Here is an 18047-nt window from a genome sequence, read left to right as displayed (position 1 = left end):
ATCGTCCCCCGTGCGGTGATAGCCGAGTAGTACTGAGTGGGATGGCGGTGGAGTGTGAGGCGGAAATGGAGCGGGGTGAGGCGAGAGGGCGGCGGTCTATCGCGGCGGGCCGGGGGTGGCTGCCTCAGTGGCGCGTGGTGCCTCAGATGGCGGGGCGGCCGACGGCGCTGATGGCGTGGATGCCCTGCTCGTCCGACTCGGCGTAGTGCTTCGCCATGGTGGTGAGTTTGTCGCCGATGCCTTCGAGGCGTTCGCCGAGGGAGTCCATCGAGTCGAACATGCCGTTCGCGATGGGCTCGTAGATCGTCAGGAAGATGTCACCGAAGTCGCATCCCTCGAAGGCCACTTCCGCGACGTCCTTGTTGGCGCCTTGTCTCAGCTTCTTCGCCGCATTGGAGAAATCGCCGCCGATGTGGACGAACGCGTCGCCCTGCGTCCTCAGCACGTCCGGATCGACGTCAAACGCCTTGCCTGCCACTGTTGCCCCCGTATTCGCCGGTGCCCGGATGCTGCTCGTCGAGTCGGCGCCCGTGATTTCGCCGGTGGCTTGGCCCGTGACTTCGACGCCGCATGTCTCGACTGATCTCAGTCGAGACTAATGAGTTCACATTAGGTGATCTGAGCGTGGGGGTGTCAAGGCGGGGATGTGGTGGCTCGGTGGGGTTCGTGTTCTCTTCAACGGGGTTGAAATTGCGGTGAATTGACGAGGTCAGGTGCGCGTGGAGGCAGCAGGTGCGCGTGAAGGTTTGGTGAGGGGGTCAGGGGCTGTCGGAACCATGGGCGGCCGCGGTGGCGTCACCCTCTCCTGATACAAGTGAGCCCGGTGTTCGAGATGTGAGGAGTTTGCCGTGCGGTTTGGGGTGGGCCAGAAGGCGCAGCGGGTCGGAGTTGTGGCGCTTGCCATGTCCTTTGCTCTGGCGGGGTGCGGGTCGGGTTCGAAGCTGGGAGGCGCCCAGGCGGCCGAGGACATCCTGCCGCCGCGCGAGAGCATGCCGACCGAGCTCAGGACCGTGACCGATGAGCCGTCCAGTCGCGCCAAAGCCCCTAAGAAGTGCAGCGTGGCCCCGGATAAGCCCTCGGGCTGGTGCAAGGGGGCTGTGGCTGTCGGTGATGCCGCGTACGGGAGCAGCGACAAGAGCAAGTCGGCTCGCTTCAACGTGGTCGTGTACCGCAGCGACTACGTGGCCAAGAAGGCCTTCAGGAAGTGGGAATCCTACGCCCAGAGCAGCCCGACCAAGTACCGGACCTTGAAGGCTGAGACGTTCGGATCCGGGAGCGTGGCGTTCGCGGACGTCGATCCGGCGTACAAGGACCACCAGGAGCTGGTGATTCGCGAGGCCAACTTCATCGGCACGGTGAAGTACGACGGGAGCCGTCTGCAGGACGCCGTCGACCCCACTCTCCTCAAGCTGTCGAAGATGTTCACCGAGCGGATGCGGCAGGAGGGCTAGGAGGGCCGGGCGTGCCCGGGAGCCGGGCACGTGGGCGATCGCAGGTCACGTAGCATTTCTGCCATGGACGCACCCGAAGCCGAAGAGTCCCTCTCCGAGAGCCGCGTCGGGCTGACACCCCGTCAGGCGCGGCGAATACGCATCGTCCTGGCCTCGGTCCTGATGGCCGCGATGGCGTTGGTGCTGGTGGTGCGCCTGGCGTCGCGTACGTCGGTGCTGGTGGTCGGGGTCTACGGAGCCGCGCTCGTACTCTGTGGCATTGTGATCGAACTCAGCCGGAACGGGCGCACCCGGCTGGGCTCTTGGCTGCTGGGCGTCGGCTTGGCCGCGGCGCTGGCGGCGGACTGGTTGCTGTTGCCCTGAGAGGGCACCGGGGTGGGGCGGGTGCTCACGCAGACGCACGTCCGCGCCCGCACGTAGGCACCCGCCCCCCCCGGGCCCCGCCTCAGAACGGCCCGTCCTCAGAACAACCCGTGCCACATCTGCTCGATGATCAGCGACCACCAGTTGCCCTCGTCGTCCAGCGCCCAGGAATCGATCGCCGCGATCTGCTCCTGGAAGGCGGCCACCGCCGCGCCCGCCGCGTACGGGTCCATGCCCCGCATCTGCTGCCGCGTGGTCGCCAGCAGGGCCAGCGAGCGCAGATACGCGGCGAGGGTGCGGTTGACGAAGCGGCCGCCGCCCGACGACGGCTGGACGGCCCAGACGGTGCCGACCAGGCTCTGGTTCGCCTCCGGGGCGGTGCACTGGACGGCGAGGGTGTAGAGGCCGTCCGTGCCGAGGCGGACGTAGCCGGCGAGGGTCTCCAGCGTCTGCTCCCGGGTCTCGGTCCCGGTCTGCCGCAGGTGGGTGGCGACATCGGTGAACAGACCGCCGGGCGGGGGGCTGTCGACCTGGTCCGCGGTGAAGAAGTACGGGACCTGGGCGGGCAGCCCGGCCCAGGTGAGGGTCTTCTTCGCGGCCTCCGGGAGCCGGGTGGCGGCGAGGTCGTCGGCGTCCGGGCGGATCACGCCCTGGGGACCGAGGACCTCGGTGAGGTGCTTGCCGAGGGCCACATCGCGCATCGGCGGCGCCGGCTCGGCGTTCTGGGGCACCGGCACCCGGTGTGGCCGCGGCGGCGCCGGCCGGCCCGCCAACTGGTGCATCATCTCGACGTGCCGCAGCAGCCCGGCGATGCCCTCCGCGCGTTCCTCGGGCCGCATGCCGTAGCCCTCGGTGCAGGAGAAGGTGGCGTTGGGGAAGCCACGGAAGATGAAGTCGCCCGGGTAGCCGCCGGGGAGCAGGGCGGGGCGGAGGTCGGTGTGCACCGCCCGGACGTCCTCGCCGCGTACGCCGAGGCGCAGCAGCTCCTCGTGCAACTGGAACTCGACGGGCGGCATTCCGGGGGCCGAGACACGGACGAGGCTGGTCTCCTCACCGGTGGCCGGGTCGTTGTACGTGGCGACGGCGGTGTTGCCGGGGCCGGTGACCGGCGGCTGGTCGGCGGCGGCCGCCTGAGCCGGGGCCTCCCCCATAGCCTCAAGGGCATGGGACGTACCCCCATCCGCCCCCGCGCCGTGCTTCTGCTGGTACATCCGTACGACCTCGTCGACCGGCACGGACGGCCAGACCGTCAGCTCGCCGGTGGCGCGGTCGACGACACCGCACGCGGTGCCGATCTCCGCGGGCGGGCGCCGCTGCCCGGTCTCCGGGTCGACCTCCGGGGGCGGCGGTACGGCCCACACCACCCAGCCGAGGTCGAACTCCTGCATGGCCACCTCACGCGGCGGGCCCTGATGCCCTTCGGGGTTGAGCCAGCGGGCGGCGGTGGCGTGTGCCTGCGCCTGGGTGATCACGAGTGGTCTCCTTCGAGGCCGTGGGAAGCGTCAGCGTCATGGGCGCCGGCGGCCTGGGCCGGCACGGTGGGGGTGGCCGCCAGGGGGACAGCGGCGGTGATCTGCCGGGCGGTCACACCGCGCTCGGTGGCGATGACGAGGACACCGTCCGGCGAGAGATCGGCGCCGGTGAACGGGGTGTCGGAGACCAGGGCGGCCACCACCTCCTGACTCGCGCGGGCCCAGACGCGCAGATAGTCGGCGCCCCGGCTGATCGCGAACGGCGCCGCCGCCCGCTCGTCCTCCGAGGGGCGCAGCACCTGCGCCGGGTCGGCGTCGAGGTATCCGGGGCGCAGCAGATCGTGGAGGAGGAAGGCCGAGCCGCTGCCCTCGGCGGCGGCACCGGCGGCACCGGTGGCACCACCTTCAGGCCCCGCCGTACCCGCCGTACCCGTTGTATCCGCCGTGCCCTCAGTAACCTCGTCCGTCGCACGTGGCAGCGGACGGGAGCCAGGGGTGCCCTCGGGGACGAGGATGGCGGCCACCGGGCGGGGGGCGGTCGTGCTGGGGGTGCCGGAGACCGTGGCCTGGCCGTCGGCAGCTGCGCCGTCGGCGGGCGTGCCGGAGACTGTGCCCTGCCCCGCTTCAGCCCCGTCCTGCTCAGCCACGGACCCGACCGTCACCGCGCTCGCCCCCGTGACCGGCAGGCTCCACAGCGTGCGCCACGGCAGCGCGAAGCCGAGCCGGTGCAGCGCCTCCGCCCAGGGCGCCAGCCCGTCCTCCACGAAGGCGGTCTCCAGCAACGCGGCCCGCATCCCGGCCGGTGCCTGGGTGCGGGTGAGCAGGGGAGCGACGCGCAGATACGTACGGGCCGCGGCGCCCAGCTGCTCCAGCGGTACGGCCTCGACGGCGGCCCGCAGCGACACCGGGTCGGCGTGTGCGAACAGGCCGGGGTCGGTGAGGAGTTGGGGGAGCAGGCCGGCTTCCAGGGTGTGCGCGGCCAGATGGTCGCGGATGTACGGATCGGCCTTGGACCAGTCCTGTTCGGGTACCGCCTCCAGCAGCGCCATGGCGATCTTGGTCTGGGCGTCGCGGACGTCCGGCAGACCGGCGCGGATCGCGTCGGCGATGCCACGGTGGAGCAGACGCAGCAGCGTACGGCCGCCGGTGCCCGTGGATTCCCCGGATTCCCCGGATTCCGTGGCACCGGAACCGTCGCCGTCCCCGTCTGCGTCCAGCTCGTCGTCCGCTACGCCGTCCGGCTCGTCGTCCGCCACCTCGACCGGCTGGACGAACGGTGCCGCGAGCATCATGCCGTCCGCGATGTCCTGGCTCATGTCCCGCCCGGCGATGGCGCCGGCCAGCGTCCCCAGCAGATGGACGGGCAGCCCCCGGCCCTCGGCGAACGCCAGCGGCGCCAGCATCAGCCGCAGGGTCCGCGGATCGGCGCCCAGGCGGCGGGCGTGCAGGTCCAGCGCCTCACCGACATCGGACGGCAGCTGGGACGCGTCCGACGGGTCGAAGCCCTCGGGCTGCATGAGCAGCGACTGAACGGCGAGTTGGACGGTCAGCCGGTTGCCGTCGGCGCGCCGGGCGATCGCCTCGGCAAGCGCGCGGCGTGCGTCGGGGTCGGTGGTGTACGGGCGGTCGGGCGATTCGGTGGCCGCGAGGAGCGCGGTCTCGGCGTGCAGCGCCAGCCCCTCGGGGTCGGCCCATTCGGGCTCGTCGAGATCGATGATCTGGACCTGGCCCCGGGGCAGCGAGCCGGCCAGGTCGGTGGCCAGGTCGCGGGGTACGTCGGCGAGCAGATGGACCGTTCCGGTGGTGGCGAGCGGTTCGAGGACGTCCTGGACGAGGCGCGCGGGCTCGTCCACGGCCCGTACCGGACCGGCCAGGTCGACGTCCGGGACGACGATCGTCACCGGCTCCTCACGGGCGCCGAGTTCGGTGAAGATGTCCTCGGCGCGGGTGGCCGACAGCTCGAAATGGTCCGCGAGGGTCCACAGCAGCTGGGCGGAGGTGAGACCTTCGGGGTTCGGTACGGCGGGTGCCGGGAGCTCCGGCGGCACCGTCGCCGGGTCCAGGTGGTCCAGCGGCAGCCGCTTGCGGTACTCGGGGTCGCACAGCATCAGGAACCCGGTGATCAGACGTGAACGCCCGCTGCCCGGACTTCCGGTGAGCACGATGACACGGGGCGCACCGGGCCACCGCATGCGCCAGGCCGCGAGCGCGCGAAGCACGGCCGTGCGGCCGCCGATATGGGGATGCGGTGCGTAACCGGCCCGTGCGGTGTCGGCGGTGTCAGCGGTGTCTGTGGCGTTTCCTCCGCCTGAGGCGCTCATGACTTCCTCGTCCCCCATGAAATCCGCCCTCCACAGTCGTGGATTCTGCGTCTACCTGGTCGATCCTATGATCCGGGACGCGCTTGCGGGACCGCCGGGCCCCGGCTGTACCGGAACCGGAACACGGAGGCCGGGGTTCCGGACGGGAGCGAGCGGGCGGTCATGGGCCGGCGGTCATGGGCCGGCGCATCCCGGGTGGTGAGGTCCGTGCGACTCCAGAGGGAGTGGGGTTCCAGAGGACGCGGGTGAAGAAAACGGGATCACCGTGTGCGAAAAGGGAGCAGATCTTTGGGAATGCTCCGGCAAGTGATCCGTTTTCCTTCCCTGGGGTCCCTGGGTTCCCTATGGATTGCTTCCCGGTGGGCTGTGTGAAATCGGCTGGGCGTATTACGCCGAGTGAACCGATGACGTCGATGTGATGTCGACGTGATGCCGACGTGATGCCGACGTGACGCCGACGGGAATGCGGACAGGACGCCGCTCCCTTGCGCGGAGCGGCGTACGCAATCTGACGGGCACTCAGGCCCGGTGGCTGCCGCCCCGGCCGCCGCGCTTCGGTCCGGTGACGATGTTGAGGGAGGGGCCGTCGCGCTCGGCGCGCTCCTTGTCCTCCTGCTCCTCCTGCTTCTTCTGCCAGGCGGCGAACTGCTCGCGGGAGGCTTCCCGCTCCGCCTGCGTCTGGTTCTCCGCGGCCCGCCGGATCTCGCCCATCCGGTCGCCGATTGCGTCCATGTAGGCCGGGGTGTCGATGGCGTCCTTCATGCCGATCCGTCCGGAGAGCACCTCCCGGGCCATCTCCTGGAGCTTGCCGCCCACATGGGGGTTGTCCGCCAGCGTCTTCAACGCCTTCCGGAGCCGGTGCGCCTGCTCCGGATCCGCGGCGACGTCCATCAGGTCCTCGTCCTGGATCTGCCGCTCATTGCTCATGTTGCCCCCTATGAATGTGGTGGCACAGCAACCGCGTGTGCTGCACCGGCGTCCTGAGTGTAATGACGGGTGCGAACGGCACGTCAAGGCGGGGTTGTCGGCATTGCTGGATATTGATCCGTATTCCTTCCCGCCCCCGTCCCGCCCCCGTTGTCCGGCCGCTCCGCGAGCGGCTTCGGTAACAATGCCGGTGTGCTAGACCTGTTGGGATGACCGGCAGGTCGCTGTCATTTCAATTCGGGGAGAAAAGATGTCCGATGAGGTCCGGATCAGTACCGAGGAGCTGCACCGGCTCGGTGCGTCCTTCGAGATATCCGCGGAAGATCTGGACCGGCAGCTGAGTGCATTCAGACGGCGGGCGGACGCCGAGGCGCTGCGGGACGGATTCGGCAGCGACGAGGCGGCCCGGCACTTCCGGGAGCTGTACGAACAGGCCGAGCGCGCTCTGAGCCGGCTGCAGCGGCGGCTCGCCGAGGTCGGCTGCGGCATCAAGGAGACGGCCGCGAACACACAGGCGGCCGACGACGAGCTGGCCGAGATGATGCGGAGCGTGCAGTGACCGAGCGACGCAACCCCGAGGCCCTGCACGAGGCGGCGGCCGGCTGGCGGGACATGGGCAGGCACCTCGACGGACTCGTACGGGATCTGGACCGGCAGGTCGGCAGGGCCGCGGCGGCCAACTGGCAGGGGCCGGCGGGCGAGGCGTTCGCGGCGGACTGGCACCGTCTCAAGCGGTCCGTCGACGAGTCGCTGCCGGCCTTCGAACTGGCCGCCGCGGATCTGGAGACCGCCGCCGCCTCCGCGCAGCACACCGACGACAACAGCAACGGGAACGGGAACGGCGCCGACCGGCCCGCGCCGTCCCCGGACAACTCCGCCTCGCAGTCGTCCGGCGGCCGGGATGCGATGTACGGCTTCATGGCGATGGGCCAGCTCGCCGCCGGCCTGGGCGGCGCGTTCGGCAAGCGCGGCGGTGGCGGAGGCCAGGGCAACCGGCCGCCCGTCGTCCAGAAGTGGGCCACCTCCGGGGCGGCGCACGGGCCCGACCCGTTCGGGCCGCCCGGGGAGGGGGACGCCACGCCGCGCGGCGGCGAGGGCATCGCCAAGGGCAGGCGGACCAGCCCGCCGGTCCCAGAGGCCACCGCCGCTCCGGATCCGAAGGGCAAGCAGGACGGGAAGAGTTCCGCCTCCCCGGCCCCGTCCGCCGGCGGTCAGGCGAGCACCGGTCCCACCGCCCGCACGGGCAACAACGCCACGGGCGACGACGCCGAACCCGACACCAATCCCGACACCAATCCCGACGCCAAACCCGGCTCCGACGCCGCCAAGCCCAGCGCCAACCAGCGCGGCGCCTTCGGCTGAAGAGAAGTCAGCGGCCACACCCCCCACATAACGGCCCCACCCCCACACAACGGCGGTGGGGCGCCCCTCCCAAGAGGGACGCCCCACCGCTGTTCTCCGCGCGACCGATCAGCCCTTCGGCGGCAGCCAGCCCGTCTGGACCAGCTGCGCACCGCGCTTGCGCGTGATGAACGTCGCCCGTCCAGGCGTCAGGCTCTGGCCCTTGATGTTGCCCATCAGCGGGCCCTCGGCCGGGTCGGCCGAGAAGATCAGACCCTGCGCACCGAGCTCCTTGGTGCGCTGCATGACGGGCTCGAACGAGGACCGTCCGGCACCCGAGGAGCTGCGCGCGATGATCAGGCGCAGACCCAGGTCACGGGCGAACGGCAGATACTCCAGCAGCGGCTGCAGCGGGTTGCCGCTGCTGGTCGCCACCAGGTCGTAGTCGTCCACGATCACGAACGCGTCCGGCAGGTCGTACCAGCTGCGGTTGCGCAGCTGCTCCGGCGTGACGTCCGGTCCGGGCATCCGGCGGCCCAGCGAACCGGCCAGACCGCTGATGACCTCCTGCAGCTGCGGGCCCGCGGCGCAGTACTTGTAGAGGTGGCTCTCCGGGATCTCCCCGAGGTGCGCACGCCGGTAGTCGGAGACGACCATGAGCGCCTTCTCCGCGGGGTACCGCTCCGCGATCTGCTTGGCGAGCAGGCGCAGCATCGCCGACTTGCCCGATTCGCTCTCGCCGTAGACGACCAGCAGCGGGTCGGTCTCGAAGTCGATGAACGCCGGCGACAGCGTGGTCTCGTCGACACCGATCGCGACGCCGCGCTCCGGGTGGTCGCTGCCCTTGGGCAGCTCGTTGACCTGCAGCATCGTCGGCAGCATCCGCACCGCGGGGGCGGGCTCGCCCGGCCAGTTCTCGCTGACCGTCTGGACCAGGTTCGCGATGCCGTCGCTGACCGTCTCCGGGTCGGACATCCCGTCCAGCCGCGGCAGCGCCGACAGGAAGTCCAGCTTCTCGGGAGACAGACCACGACCGGGCTTGCCCATCGGGACGTTCTCCGCGCGCTTGCGGTCGAACTCCGACTCCATGGCGTCACCCAGGCGCAGCTCGACGCGGTTGAGGAGCTGGTCGCGCAGGGCGGGCCGCACCTCGGTGTAGCGCGAGGCGGCGAGGACCAGGTGGACACCGAAACCGAGACCCCGGCCGGCGATGTCCAGGATCACCGGGTCGAGCTGCTCGTAGTCGGTCTTGAACGTGCCCCAGCCATCGATGACCAGGAAGACGTCGCCCCACTTCTGGTCGGGGAAGGCGCCCGCGGCCCGCCGCTGGCGGTAGGTCGCGATCGAGTCGATGTTGTTGGCGCGGAAGAACTCCTCGCGCTCGTTGAGGATGCCGACGACCTCGGAGACCGTACGGCGCACCTTCTCGGCGTCCAGCCGCGAGGCGACACCGCCGACGTGCGGCAGCCCCTCCATGGTCAGCATGCCGCCGCCACCGAAGTCGAGGCAGTAGAACTGCACTTCGCTCGGTGTGTGGGTGAGCGCGAACGAGGCCATGGCGGACCGGATCAGCGTGGACTTACCGGACTGCGGACCACCCACGACCAGACCGTGACCGGCGCCGGCGGAGAAGTCCAGGTACATGACGTCACGCCGCTGCTCGAACGGCTTGTCCACCAGCGCGACCGGCACCACGAGCTTGCCGAGCGCGGTGTACTCCGGCGCGTGCACACCCCGTTCGGGAGTGACCGCGAGCGCCGGCAGGAGCTGGTTGACCGTCGGCGCCTCGTCCAGCGGGGGCAGCCACACCTGGTGCGCCGGTGGGCCCTGGCCCACCATCCGCTGGACGATGACGTCCAGGACGGTGTCGGCCAGCGCGTCGTCGACCTCCGGCTCGTCCGCCTCGACGGCGACGGGCTCCTCGATGATCTGCTCGATGACCGGGGCCGCGGTGAACGGCACCGGCATCCGCGTCGACCGGCCACCGACGCCGCCACGGCCGCCGCCACCCGGGCCGCGGTATGTACCACCGACATACGCGGCCTTGAACTGGACCATCGTCTCGGTGTCGTACTTCAGGATGCCGGAACCCGGGACGTTCGGCAGGTGATAGGCGTCCGGCACACCGATCGCGGTCCGCGACTCGGCCGCGGAGAAGGTCCGCAGACCCAGCCGGTAGGAGAGGAAGGTGTCCAGACCGCGCAGCTTGCCCTCTTCCAGACGCTGCGAGGCGAGCAGCATGTGCACACCCATCGACCGGCCGATACGGCCGATCTGGATGAACATCTCGATGAAGTCCGGCTTGGCGGCGAGCAGCTCGGAGAACTCGTCGATGATCATCACCAGCGACGGCAGCGGGTCCAGCGGGGCACCCGCGGCACGCGCCTTCTCGTAGTCGGTGATGTTGGCGTAGTTGCCCGCCGAGCGCAGCAGCTCCTGACGGCGCTGGAGCTCACCGGTGATCGAGTCGCGCATCCGGTCGATCAGCGTGACGTCCTCACCGAGGTTGGTGATGACCGCCGCGACGTGCGGCATCTCCGACATACCGGTGAAGGTGGCGCCACCCTTGAAGTCCGCGAGGATGAAGTTGAGCGTCTCGGAGGAGTGCGTGACCGCGAGGGCCAGCACCAGAGTGCGCAGCACCTCGGACTTGCCGGAACCGGTCGCACCGACACACAGCCCGTGCGGGCCCATGCCCTGCTGCGACGCTTCCTTGATGTCCAGCATGACCGGCTGGCCGTCCCGGTCGACACCGATCGGCACCCGCAGCCGCTCGGCCAGGGTCCGCGGCCGCCACGTACGCGACACATCGACCGAACCGGCGTCACCGATGTTGAGCAGGTCGGTGAAGTCCAGGTTGGACAGCAGCGGCTCCTCGCCGTCCGCGCCCGAACCGGCCCGCAGCGGGGCCAGCTGACGCGCCAGCGCCTCCGCCTCCTCGACCGAGAGGGTGTCGCAGACGCCGTTGTAGACCGCGCCGCTCGCCGACTCCAGCACCAGCTTGCCCGGCCACACCTGCACGGCCAGACCACCGCGGATCTCGTCGAGGTCGCCCGGCACGATCTCCAGGATGGTGACGCCCTGCAGGCCCTCCGCACCGGCGATGACCGAGTCCACCGGCACCTCGCCGGCGTCCAGCACGATCACCAGATGCGGGGTGTCGACCACCGGGGGGCCCTGGGGATTGAACCGTCCGCGGCCCTCCAGCTCGTCCGCCAGCAGTTCCTCGACCTCACCGAGGTCGCCGACGACCAGCCGTCGGCTGCCCGCGCCGTCCGTCGTCTTGTCCTGGACCTGCGGCAGCCACTTCATCCACTCCCAGTCCGCTTGCGCACCGGGCGAGGCGACGACCGCCACCACCATGTCCTCGGGGGAGTGCAGCGTGCACAGCTGGGAGACGATGGCGCGCGAGGCGCCGTACACCGTGTCCGGGTCACCGGAGACCGTCAGGTGGTAGAAGGCGCGCAGCGAGACCGCCAGCGGAAGCTCGTCCAACTGGCCGTGTTTGTCGAGGAATTCCTTCATCGCGTGCGCGGTGAGCGGCTCCAGCTCGTCGACCGGAGCGGTCTCCGGAGCCTTCAGCGGGGTGGCCAGCTGCTGCGGCCCCAGCCCCAGCCGCACCTGCGCGAAGTCCGGGTCGGTCGCCCGGCGCTCCCACACCCGCTTGCCCTCGGCCACGATGGACCACAGCTGGGTCGGGTCGGGGTGGGTGAAGAGCTGGGCGTCCCGCTGCTTGCGGGCGGTGCGGCGTACCTCTTTCCGCTTCTGCGCAAGGTACTTGAGGTAGTCCTGCCGCTCCTGAAGCATTTGTCCGGAAGGTCCCTGACGGGCCTTGACGATCTGCACGATCGCCATCGCCAGGGTGGAGACCACCATGACGCCGCCCATGATCTTCATGAACGGCCGGTCCCCCATGAACAGGAAACCCGCCGAACCCGCCATGCCCATCATGGGCATGAGGCTCATGAGGAAGTTGTCGCCGTCGCCCTCACGGGGCAGCTCCGGGGGCGCCTCAAGTGTCACCTCCTCGGAGGGGACTTCAGGTGGCAGCGCGCGGGGCGGGCGCTTGACGATGACAACGCTCACCGAGGCATCAGTCCTTCATGCATCTCGCAGTCTCGGACCGCCCCCGTTGGTCTGACGGTCCCCCGGGCACAAGTCCTTGGCCCGACGCAGGCGTTGATCCTACTGTTACGCGTCAAGCCGTGGGGTGGGTGGGGCAGGCCCCTGATCGGACGGTACGCTGACGCCCCGCGAGCCTGCCGAAGCCCTGTTCAGACGGGCCTATATATAGGGCACGCGCCGCGACAAAACGCCCAACGGATAGGGGGAACCGCCAGGTGAGCACGACCACAGGCACCGGCTTTTGCCGGGTCACAGTCGCCGCGCCGGACGCACGGATCGATGTGGCTCTGCCGGAGGACGTCGCACTGGTCGACATTTATCCGGAGATCCTGCGGCTCTCCGGGCAGTCCCAGGCGGAGGGCGCCCCGACCGGCTACCACCTCGTACGCCGGGACGGCACCGTACTCGACGGCGGACAGTCGCTGGCGCAGCAGCAGATCCTCGACGGCGACCTCCTTCTTCTGAAGCCGTTCGCCGAGTCGCTGCCCCTCCCGGTCTTCGACGATGTCTCGGACGCCGTCGCCTCCGCGGTCAAGCGCAACCGCAGCCGCTGGAGCGACGACCTGATGCACTTCGTCGGCCTCACCGCCGGTGTGCTGCTGCTCGCCATGATGGCGTTCGCGCTGTGGTTCTCGAACCCGCTCGACCGCGATATGCACCGGCTGCCCGGCATCATCGCGGGCGTCGTCGGCGTCGTGCTGGTCGCACTGGCCGGTGTCCGGGCCCGGGTCTACGACGACCACCCGTCGTCCATCGCCCTCGGCCTCGCCTCGCTGCCGCATCTGCTGATCGCCGGCTCCGGCATCTTCCCGGTCGACGCGGGCGAGGGACCGGGCCGGCTGCACCTCCTCGTCGGCACCGTGACGGTACTGATCGCCTCCGTCCTGCTGGTGGTCCTGCTGCCGCGCGGTGACGCCCCCTTCGTCGCCGCCGCGTTCCTGTCCGCCGTCGGCACCCTCGCGGTCTTCGGTGCGATCCTCACCGAAGCCTCGCCCAGCGAGGTCGCCGCCGTCACCGCCGTCGTCGCCATCGCGCTGGTCGCCTGGCTGCCCGGACTCTCCGCACGCTTCGCCCGGCTGCCCATCGGCTACAGGTCGCCCGACCAGATCGCCCAGGGCTACGACGGCGAGCGCGGCGAGACCGAGTCGGTCGACTTCGTCAAGATCGGCAACCAGGCCAAGCGCGGCCACGAGCTGCTGCTCGGCCTCGTCGGCGGCTGTGCCGCCCTGGTCGTCGGCTCGGCCGGTGTGGTCCTCGGCTTCTCCGACAACGTCTGGGCCCAGGTGCTGGCGCTGGCCGCGGGCATCACGATCATGCTCCGCGCCCGGCTCTTCGACTACACCGCGCAGGTCGCCTGCCTGACCATCGCGGGCATCCTCACCATCGTCCTGCTGATCCTGGGCATCGCCCTGAACCCGCCGACGGACATCTTCGTCGAGCTGGAGCGGTACGCCGACGCCGGTCCGCTGAACATCCGCACCGTCTGGTTCTCCGGCAGCATCGCGGCGGGCGCCGCCCTCCTGGTGGGCGTCGGCCTGGTCGTCCCGCGCAAGGGCGTCACCCCCTTCTGGGGCCGGATCTTCGATATCTTCGACGGCCTGGTCCTGCTGTCCCTGGTGCCGCTGTGCCTGGCGGTCCTCGACGTCTACGCGAAGGTGCGCGGCCTCACCAGCTAGCGCCGCCCGCCCCTCCTCCCACGGCCCCCCGACCACCCGGTCGGGGGGCCGTGGCCAGCTGGTACGCTGTGTGACGGCCCGGCCGAGTAATCGAAGACTCCCTGTGAAGACCGTCCAGGGACGCTCACCGGCCCGAATCACCGAGGAGTACCGCGTGTCGCTCGACGCCGTCACGAAGAAGCAGATCATGTCCGAATTCGCCACCAAGGAGGGTGACACCGGCTCCCCCGAGGTCCAGGTCGCGCTGCTGTCCCGCCGCATCTCGGACCTGACCGAGCACCTCAAGACCCACAAGCACGACCACCACTCCCGCCGTGGTCTGCTGCTGCTGGTCGGCCAGCGCCGCCGCCTGCTGCAGTACCTGGCGAAGAAGGACATCACGCGCTTCCGTACGCTGGTCGAGCGCCTGGGCATCCGCCGCGGCGCGGCGGGCGCCAAGTAAGAAGCCGTAAAGGGAGCGGTTCCCACCGGGGGCCGCTCCCTTTGCCGTAGGCACCGGATCGCTCCGCCCCCGCGAGGTGGACGGAAGCTTTGTAGTCTGGTGCCATATCGCAAAAGTGAACGCGGTAGGAGCGCCTCCTGGCCGCCGGTCCTCGGTAGTGGCCCCCGGACGATCCCTGTACTGCAGGCGTCATCACTCCGGGTGCTTCGATCGAAGACCGGCCCGCACCGGCGCTCCACCGACGAAGGTCCGCCGCCACACGGGCAGCGGACGCAGACGAGGAGATATTCCTGGTGGAGAACGAGACCCACTACGCCGAGGCCGTCATCGACAACGGCTCCTTCGGCACCCGTACCATCCGCTTCGAGACGGGCCGCCTGGCCAAGCAGGCCGCCGGCTCCGCCGTGGCGTACCTGGACGACGACACCATGGTGCTGTCGGCCACCTCCGCGTCCAAGACCCCGAAGGACCAGCTGGACTTCTTCCCGCTGACCGTCGACGTCGAGGAGCGGATGTACGCGGCCGGGAAGATCCCCGGTTCCTTCTTCCGCCGTGAGGGCCGTCCCTCCGAGGACGCGGTGCTCACCTGCCGCCTCATCGACCGGCCGCTGCGCCCGTCCTTCAAGAAGGGCCTGCGCAACGAGATCCAGATCGTCGAGACGGTCATGGCGCTCAACCCCGACCACCTCTACGACGTGGTCGCCATCAACGCCGCCTCCTGCTCCACGCAGCTGGCCGGTCTGCCCTTCTCCGGCCCGATCGGCGGCACCCGCGTCGCCCTGATCAAGGGCCAGTGGGTCGCCTTCCCCACCCACACCGAGCTGGAGGACGCCGTCTTCGACATGGTCGTGGCCGGCCGGGTGCTGCCGGACGGCGATGTCGCGATCATGATGGTCGAGGCCGAGGCCACCGAGAAGACCGTCCAGCTGGTCAAGGACGGTACCGAGGCGCCGACCGAGGAGGTCGTCGCCGCCGGTCTGGAGGCCGCCAAGCCCTTCATCAAGGTGCTCTGCAAGGCCCAGTCGGACCTCGCCGCCAAGGCCGCCAAGCCGGTCGGCGAGTTCCCGATCTTCCTCGACTACCAGGACGACGTCCTGGAGGCGCTGACCGCCGCCGTCAAGGACGAGCTCGCCCAGGCGCTGACCATCGCCGGCAAGCAGGACCGCGAGGCCGAGCTGGACCGCGTCAAGGGCCTGGCCGCCGAGAAGCTGCTGCCGCAGTTCGAGGGCCGCGAGAAGGAGATCTCCGCCGCGTACCGCTCGCTGACCAAGTCCCTGGTCCGTGAGCGCGTCATCAAGGAGAAGAAGCGCATCGACGGCCGCGGCGTCACGGACATCCGTACGCTCGCCGCCGAGGTCGAGGCGCTCCCGCGGGTGCACGGCTCCGCCCTGTTCGAGCGTGGCGAGACCCAGATCCTGGGTGTCACCACCCTGAACATGCTCCGCATGGAGCAGCAGCTGGACACCCTCTCCCCGGTGACCCGCAAGCGCTATATGCACAACTACAACTTCCCGCCGTACTCCGTCGGTGAGACCGGCCGCGTGGGCTCGCCCAAGCGCCGCGAGATCGGCCACGGCGCGCTGGCCGAGCGCGCCATCGTGCCGGTGCTGCCGTCCCGCGAGGAGTTCCCGTACGCGATCCGTCAGGTCTCCGAGGCGCTGGGCTCCAACGGCTCGACGTCCATGGGCTCGGTCTGCGCCTCCACCATGTCGCTGCTGAACGCCGGTGTGCCGCTCAAGGCCCCGGTCGCCGGTATCGCCATGGGCCTGATCTCCCAGGAGATCGACGGCCAGACGCACTATGTCGCCCTCACCGACATCCTCGGTGCGGAGGACGCCTTCGGTGACATGGACTTCAAGGTCGCCGGCACCAAGCAGTTCGTCACCGCGCTGCAGCTCGACACCAAGCTCGACGGCATCCCCGCCTCGGTCCTGGCCGCCGCGCTGAAGCAGGCCCGCGACGCGCGGCTGCACATCCTGGACGTCATGAACGAGGCCATCGACGTCCCGGACGAGATGTCCCCGAACGCCCCGCGGATCATCACCGTCAAGATCCCGGTGGACAAGATCGGTGAGGTCATCGGCCCCAAGGGCAAGATGATCAACCAGATCCAGGAGGACACCGGCGCCGACATCACGATCGAGGACGACGGCACCATCTACATCGGTGCCGCCGACGGCCCGGCCGCCGAGGCCGCCCGCGCCACGATCAACGGCATCGCCAACCCGACCATGCCGGAGGTCGGCGAGCGCTACCTGGGCACGGTCGTCAAGACCACCACCTTCGGTGCGTTCGTGTCGCTGCTCCCGGGCAAGGACGGTCTGCTGCACATCTCGCAGATCCGCAAGCTTGCCGGCGGCAAGCGCGTGGAGAACGTCGAGGACGTGCTCGCCGTGGGCGCCAAGGTCCAGGTCGAGATCGCCGAGATCGACCAGCGCGGGAAGCTCTCGCTGATCCCGGTCATCGAGGGTGAAGAAGAGGACGCTGCATCCAACAGCGGCTCCGCCGCGGCGAAGGACGACGCCGCCAAGTGACATCCCGTAGCTCACAGGCGACGGCCCGCCCCTCTTCGGAGGGGCGGGCCGTCGCCCGTACCCAAACGCTTCTCAAGGGCGTCAACGGCGCCGGCACGGTCCGCAGGACGACCCTCCCCGGCGGCCTGCGCATCGTCACCGAGACCCTGCCGTCCGTACGCTCGGTCACCTTCGGGATCTGGGCACACGTCGGCTCCCGCGACGAGACCCCGTCCCTCAACGGCGCCACGCACTACCTGGAGCATCTGCTCTTCAAGGGCACCGGGCGGCGCAGCGCGCTGGACATCTCCGCCGCCATCGACGCGGTCGGCGGCGAGATGAACGCCTTCACCGCGAAGGAATACACCTGCTACTACGCGCGGGTGCTGGACGCGGATCTGCCGCTCGCCATCGACGTGGTCTGCGACATGCTCACCGGCTCGCTCATCCTCGAAGAGGACGTCGACGTCGAGCGCGGCGCCATCCTCGAAGAGATCGCCATGACCGAGGACGACCCGGGCGACTGCGTGCACGACCTGTTCGCGCACACCATGCTCGGCGACACCCCGCTCGGCCGCCCGGTCCTGGGCACCGTCGACACCGTCAACGCCCTCAGCGCCAAGCGCGTCCGCCGCTTCTACAAGAAGCACTACGACCCGACGCACCTCGTCGTCACGGCAGCCGGCAACATCGACCACACCAAGGTCGTCCGCCTCGTCCGCCGCGCCTTCGAGCAGGCCGGAGCGCTGCACCGAAGCGACGCCGTCCCGGTCGCCCCGCGCTCCGGAAACCGCGCCATCCGCACCGCCGGCCGCGTCGAACTCCTCGGCCGCACAACCGAGCAGGCCCATGTGATCCTCGGGATGCCCGGTATCGCCCGGACGGACGACCGCCGCTGGGCGATGGGCGTACTGAACACCGCCCTGGGCGGCGGGATGAGCTCCCGCCTCTTCCAGGAGGTCCGCGAAAAGCGTGGTCTGGCCTACAGCGTGTACTCGTACACCTCGGGCTTCGCCGACTGCGGCCTGTTCGGCGTCTACGCCGGCTGCCGCCCCAGCCAGGTGCACGACGTCCTCAAGATCTGCCGCGACGAACTCGAACAGGTGGCGTCCGACGGCCTCACCGACGACGAGATCCGCCGCGCGATCGGCCAGCTCCGCGGCTCCACCGTCCTCGGCCTGGAGGACACCGGAGCGCTGATGCACCGCATCGGCAAGAGCGAGCTGTGCTGGGGGGAGCAGATGTCGGTCGACGAGATGCTCGCCCGGATAGCGGCGGTCACCCCCGACGAGGTGCGCGAGGTGGCCCGCGACGTCCTGGGTGCCCGCCCCTCGCTGTCCGTCATCGGCCCGCTGAAGGACCGGCAGGCGGCCCGGCTGGACGACGCGGTCACGTAAATCACCTAGAGAGAGCTGG

General features: G+C 70.1%; 13 protein-coding genes. 8 read left to right on the top strand and 5 right to left on the bottom strand.

The window, feature by feature from the left end:
* Positions 1 to 142: 142 nt before the first annotated feature.
* Positions 143 to 478, bottom strand: coding sequence for a hypothetical protein (locus tag K9S39_RS13725; protein WP_248863623.1), 336 nt, complete (start codon positions 476 to 478; stop codon positions 143 to 145).
* 370 nt (positions 479 to 848) lie between these two features.
* On the opposite strand from K9S39_RS13725, the gene K9S39_RS13720 reads away from it, so the two are divergent.
* Together K9S39_RS13720 and K9S39_RS13715 are read left to right on the top strand one after the other, a co-directional pair.
* Complete coding sequence (locus K9S39_RS13720; RefSeq protein ID WP_248863622.1) at positions 849 to 1451, top strand: hypothetical protein; 603 nt, start codon at positions 849 to 851, stop codon at positions 1449 to 1451.
* Positions 1452 to 1514: 63 nt separating this feature from the next.
* On the top strand, positions 1515 to 1814 hold the full coding sequence (locus tag K9S39_RS13715; protein WP_248863621.1) for a hypothetical protein: 300 nt from the start codon (positions 1515 to 1517) through the stop codon (positions 1812 to 1814).
* Positions 1815 to 1912: 98 nt separating this feature from the next.
* Here K9S39_RS13715 and K9S39_RS13710 read toward each other — a convergent pair whose 3' ends face one another.
* From K9S39_RS13710 to K9S39_RS13700, 3 genes are all read right to left on the bottom strand, one after another.
* A complete protein-coding gene (locus K9S39_RS13710) occupies positions 1913 to 3286 on the bottom strand; it encodes an SUKH-4 family immunity protein (protein ID WP_248863620.1) in 1374 nt (457 codons plus the stop codon).
* Positions 3283 to 5625, bottom strand: a complete 2343-nt coding sequence (locus K9S39_RS13705; protein WP_248863619.1) for an ATP-binding protein — start codon at positions 5623 to 5625, stop codon at positions 3283 to 3285. Before K9S39_RS13705 ends, K9S39_RS13710 begins: the two co-directional genes overlap by 4 nt.
* Before the next feature lie 501 nt (positions 5626 to 6126).
* Entirely contained in the window at positions 6127 to 6534 is a 408-nt protein-coding gene (locus tag K9S39_RS13700) for a hypothetical protein (RefSeq protein ID WP_248863618.1), read from the bottom strand.
* 250 nt (positions 6535 to 6784) lie between these two features.
* Here K9S39_RS13700 and K9S39_RS13695 point away from each other — a divergent pair, with 250 nt between their 5' ends.
* On the top strand, positions 6785 to 7093 hold the full coding sequence (locus K9S39_RS13695) for a WXG100 family type VII secretion target (protein ID WP_248863617.1): 309 nt from the start codon (positions 6785 to 6787) through the stop codon (positions 7091 to 7093).
* Positions 7090 to 7896: a WXG100 family type VII secretion target gene (locus tag K9S39_RS13690; protein ID WP_248863616.1), complete on the top strand. Its 807-nt coding sequence runs from the start codon at positions 7090 to 7092 to the stop codon at positions 7894 to 7896. Before K9S39_RS13695 ends, K9S39_RS13690 begins: the two co-directional genes overlap by 4 nt.
* A gap of 108 nt (positions 7897 to 8004) precedes the next feature.
* On the opposite strand, the gene eccCa is transcribed toward K9S39_RS13690, so the two are convergent.
* Positions 8005 to 11961, bottom strand: a complete 3957-nt coding sequence (eccCa, locus tag K9S39_RS13685) for a type VII secretion protein EccCa (protein ID WP_248863615.1) — start codon at positions 11959 to 11961, stop codon at positions 8005 to 8007.
* 254 nt (positions 11962 to 12215) lie between these two features.
* On the opposite strand from eccCa, the gene eccD reads away from it, so the two are divergent.
* From eccD to K9S39_RS13665, 4 genes are all read left to right on the top strand, one after another.
* Positions 12216 to 13676 carry a type VII secretion integral membrane protein EccD gene (gene eccD, locus K9S39_RS13680; protein ID WP_248863614.1) on the top strand — a complete coding sequence of 487 codons (1461 nt, stop codon included), beginning with the start codon at positions 12216 to 12218 and terminating at the stop codon, positions 13674 to 13676.
* Between the two features lie 154 nt (positions 13677 to 13830).
* Complete coding sequence (gene rpsO, locus K9S39_RS13675; protein WP_248863613.1) at positions 13831 to 14118, top strand: 30S ribosomal protein S15; 288 nt, start codon at positions 13831 to 13833, stop codon at positions 14116 to 14118.
* A gap of 293 nt (positions 14119 to 14411) precedes the next feature.
* Positions 14412 to 16652 carry a polyribonucleotide nucleotidyltransferase gene (locus K9S39_RS13670; RefSeq protein WP_248863612.1) on the top strand — a complete coding sequence of 747 codons (2241 nt, stop codon included), beginning with the start codon at positions 14412 to 14414 and terminating at the stop codon, positions 16650 to 16652.
* On the top strand, positions 16649 to 18028 hold the full coding sequence (locus K9S39_RS13665; RefSeq protein ID WP_248863611.1) for a M16 family metallopeptidase: 1380 nt from the start codon (positions 16649 to 16651) through the stop codon (positions 18026 to 18028). Before K9S39_RS13670 ends, K9S39_RS13665 begins: the two co-directional genes overlap by 4 nt.
* Positions 18029 to 18047: the final 19 nt, after the last annotated feature.

Source organism: Streptomyces halobius (assembly GCF_023277745.1).
In the GTDB taxonomy this organism is placed as follows: Bacteria; Actinomycetota; Actinomycetes; order Streptomycetales; family Streptomycetaceae; genus Streptomyces; species Streptomyces halobius.
Note: the sequence above shows the minus strand (reverse complement) of the source record. Positions and strands in the feature narration are given on the sequence as shown.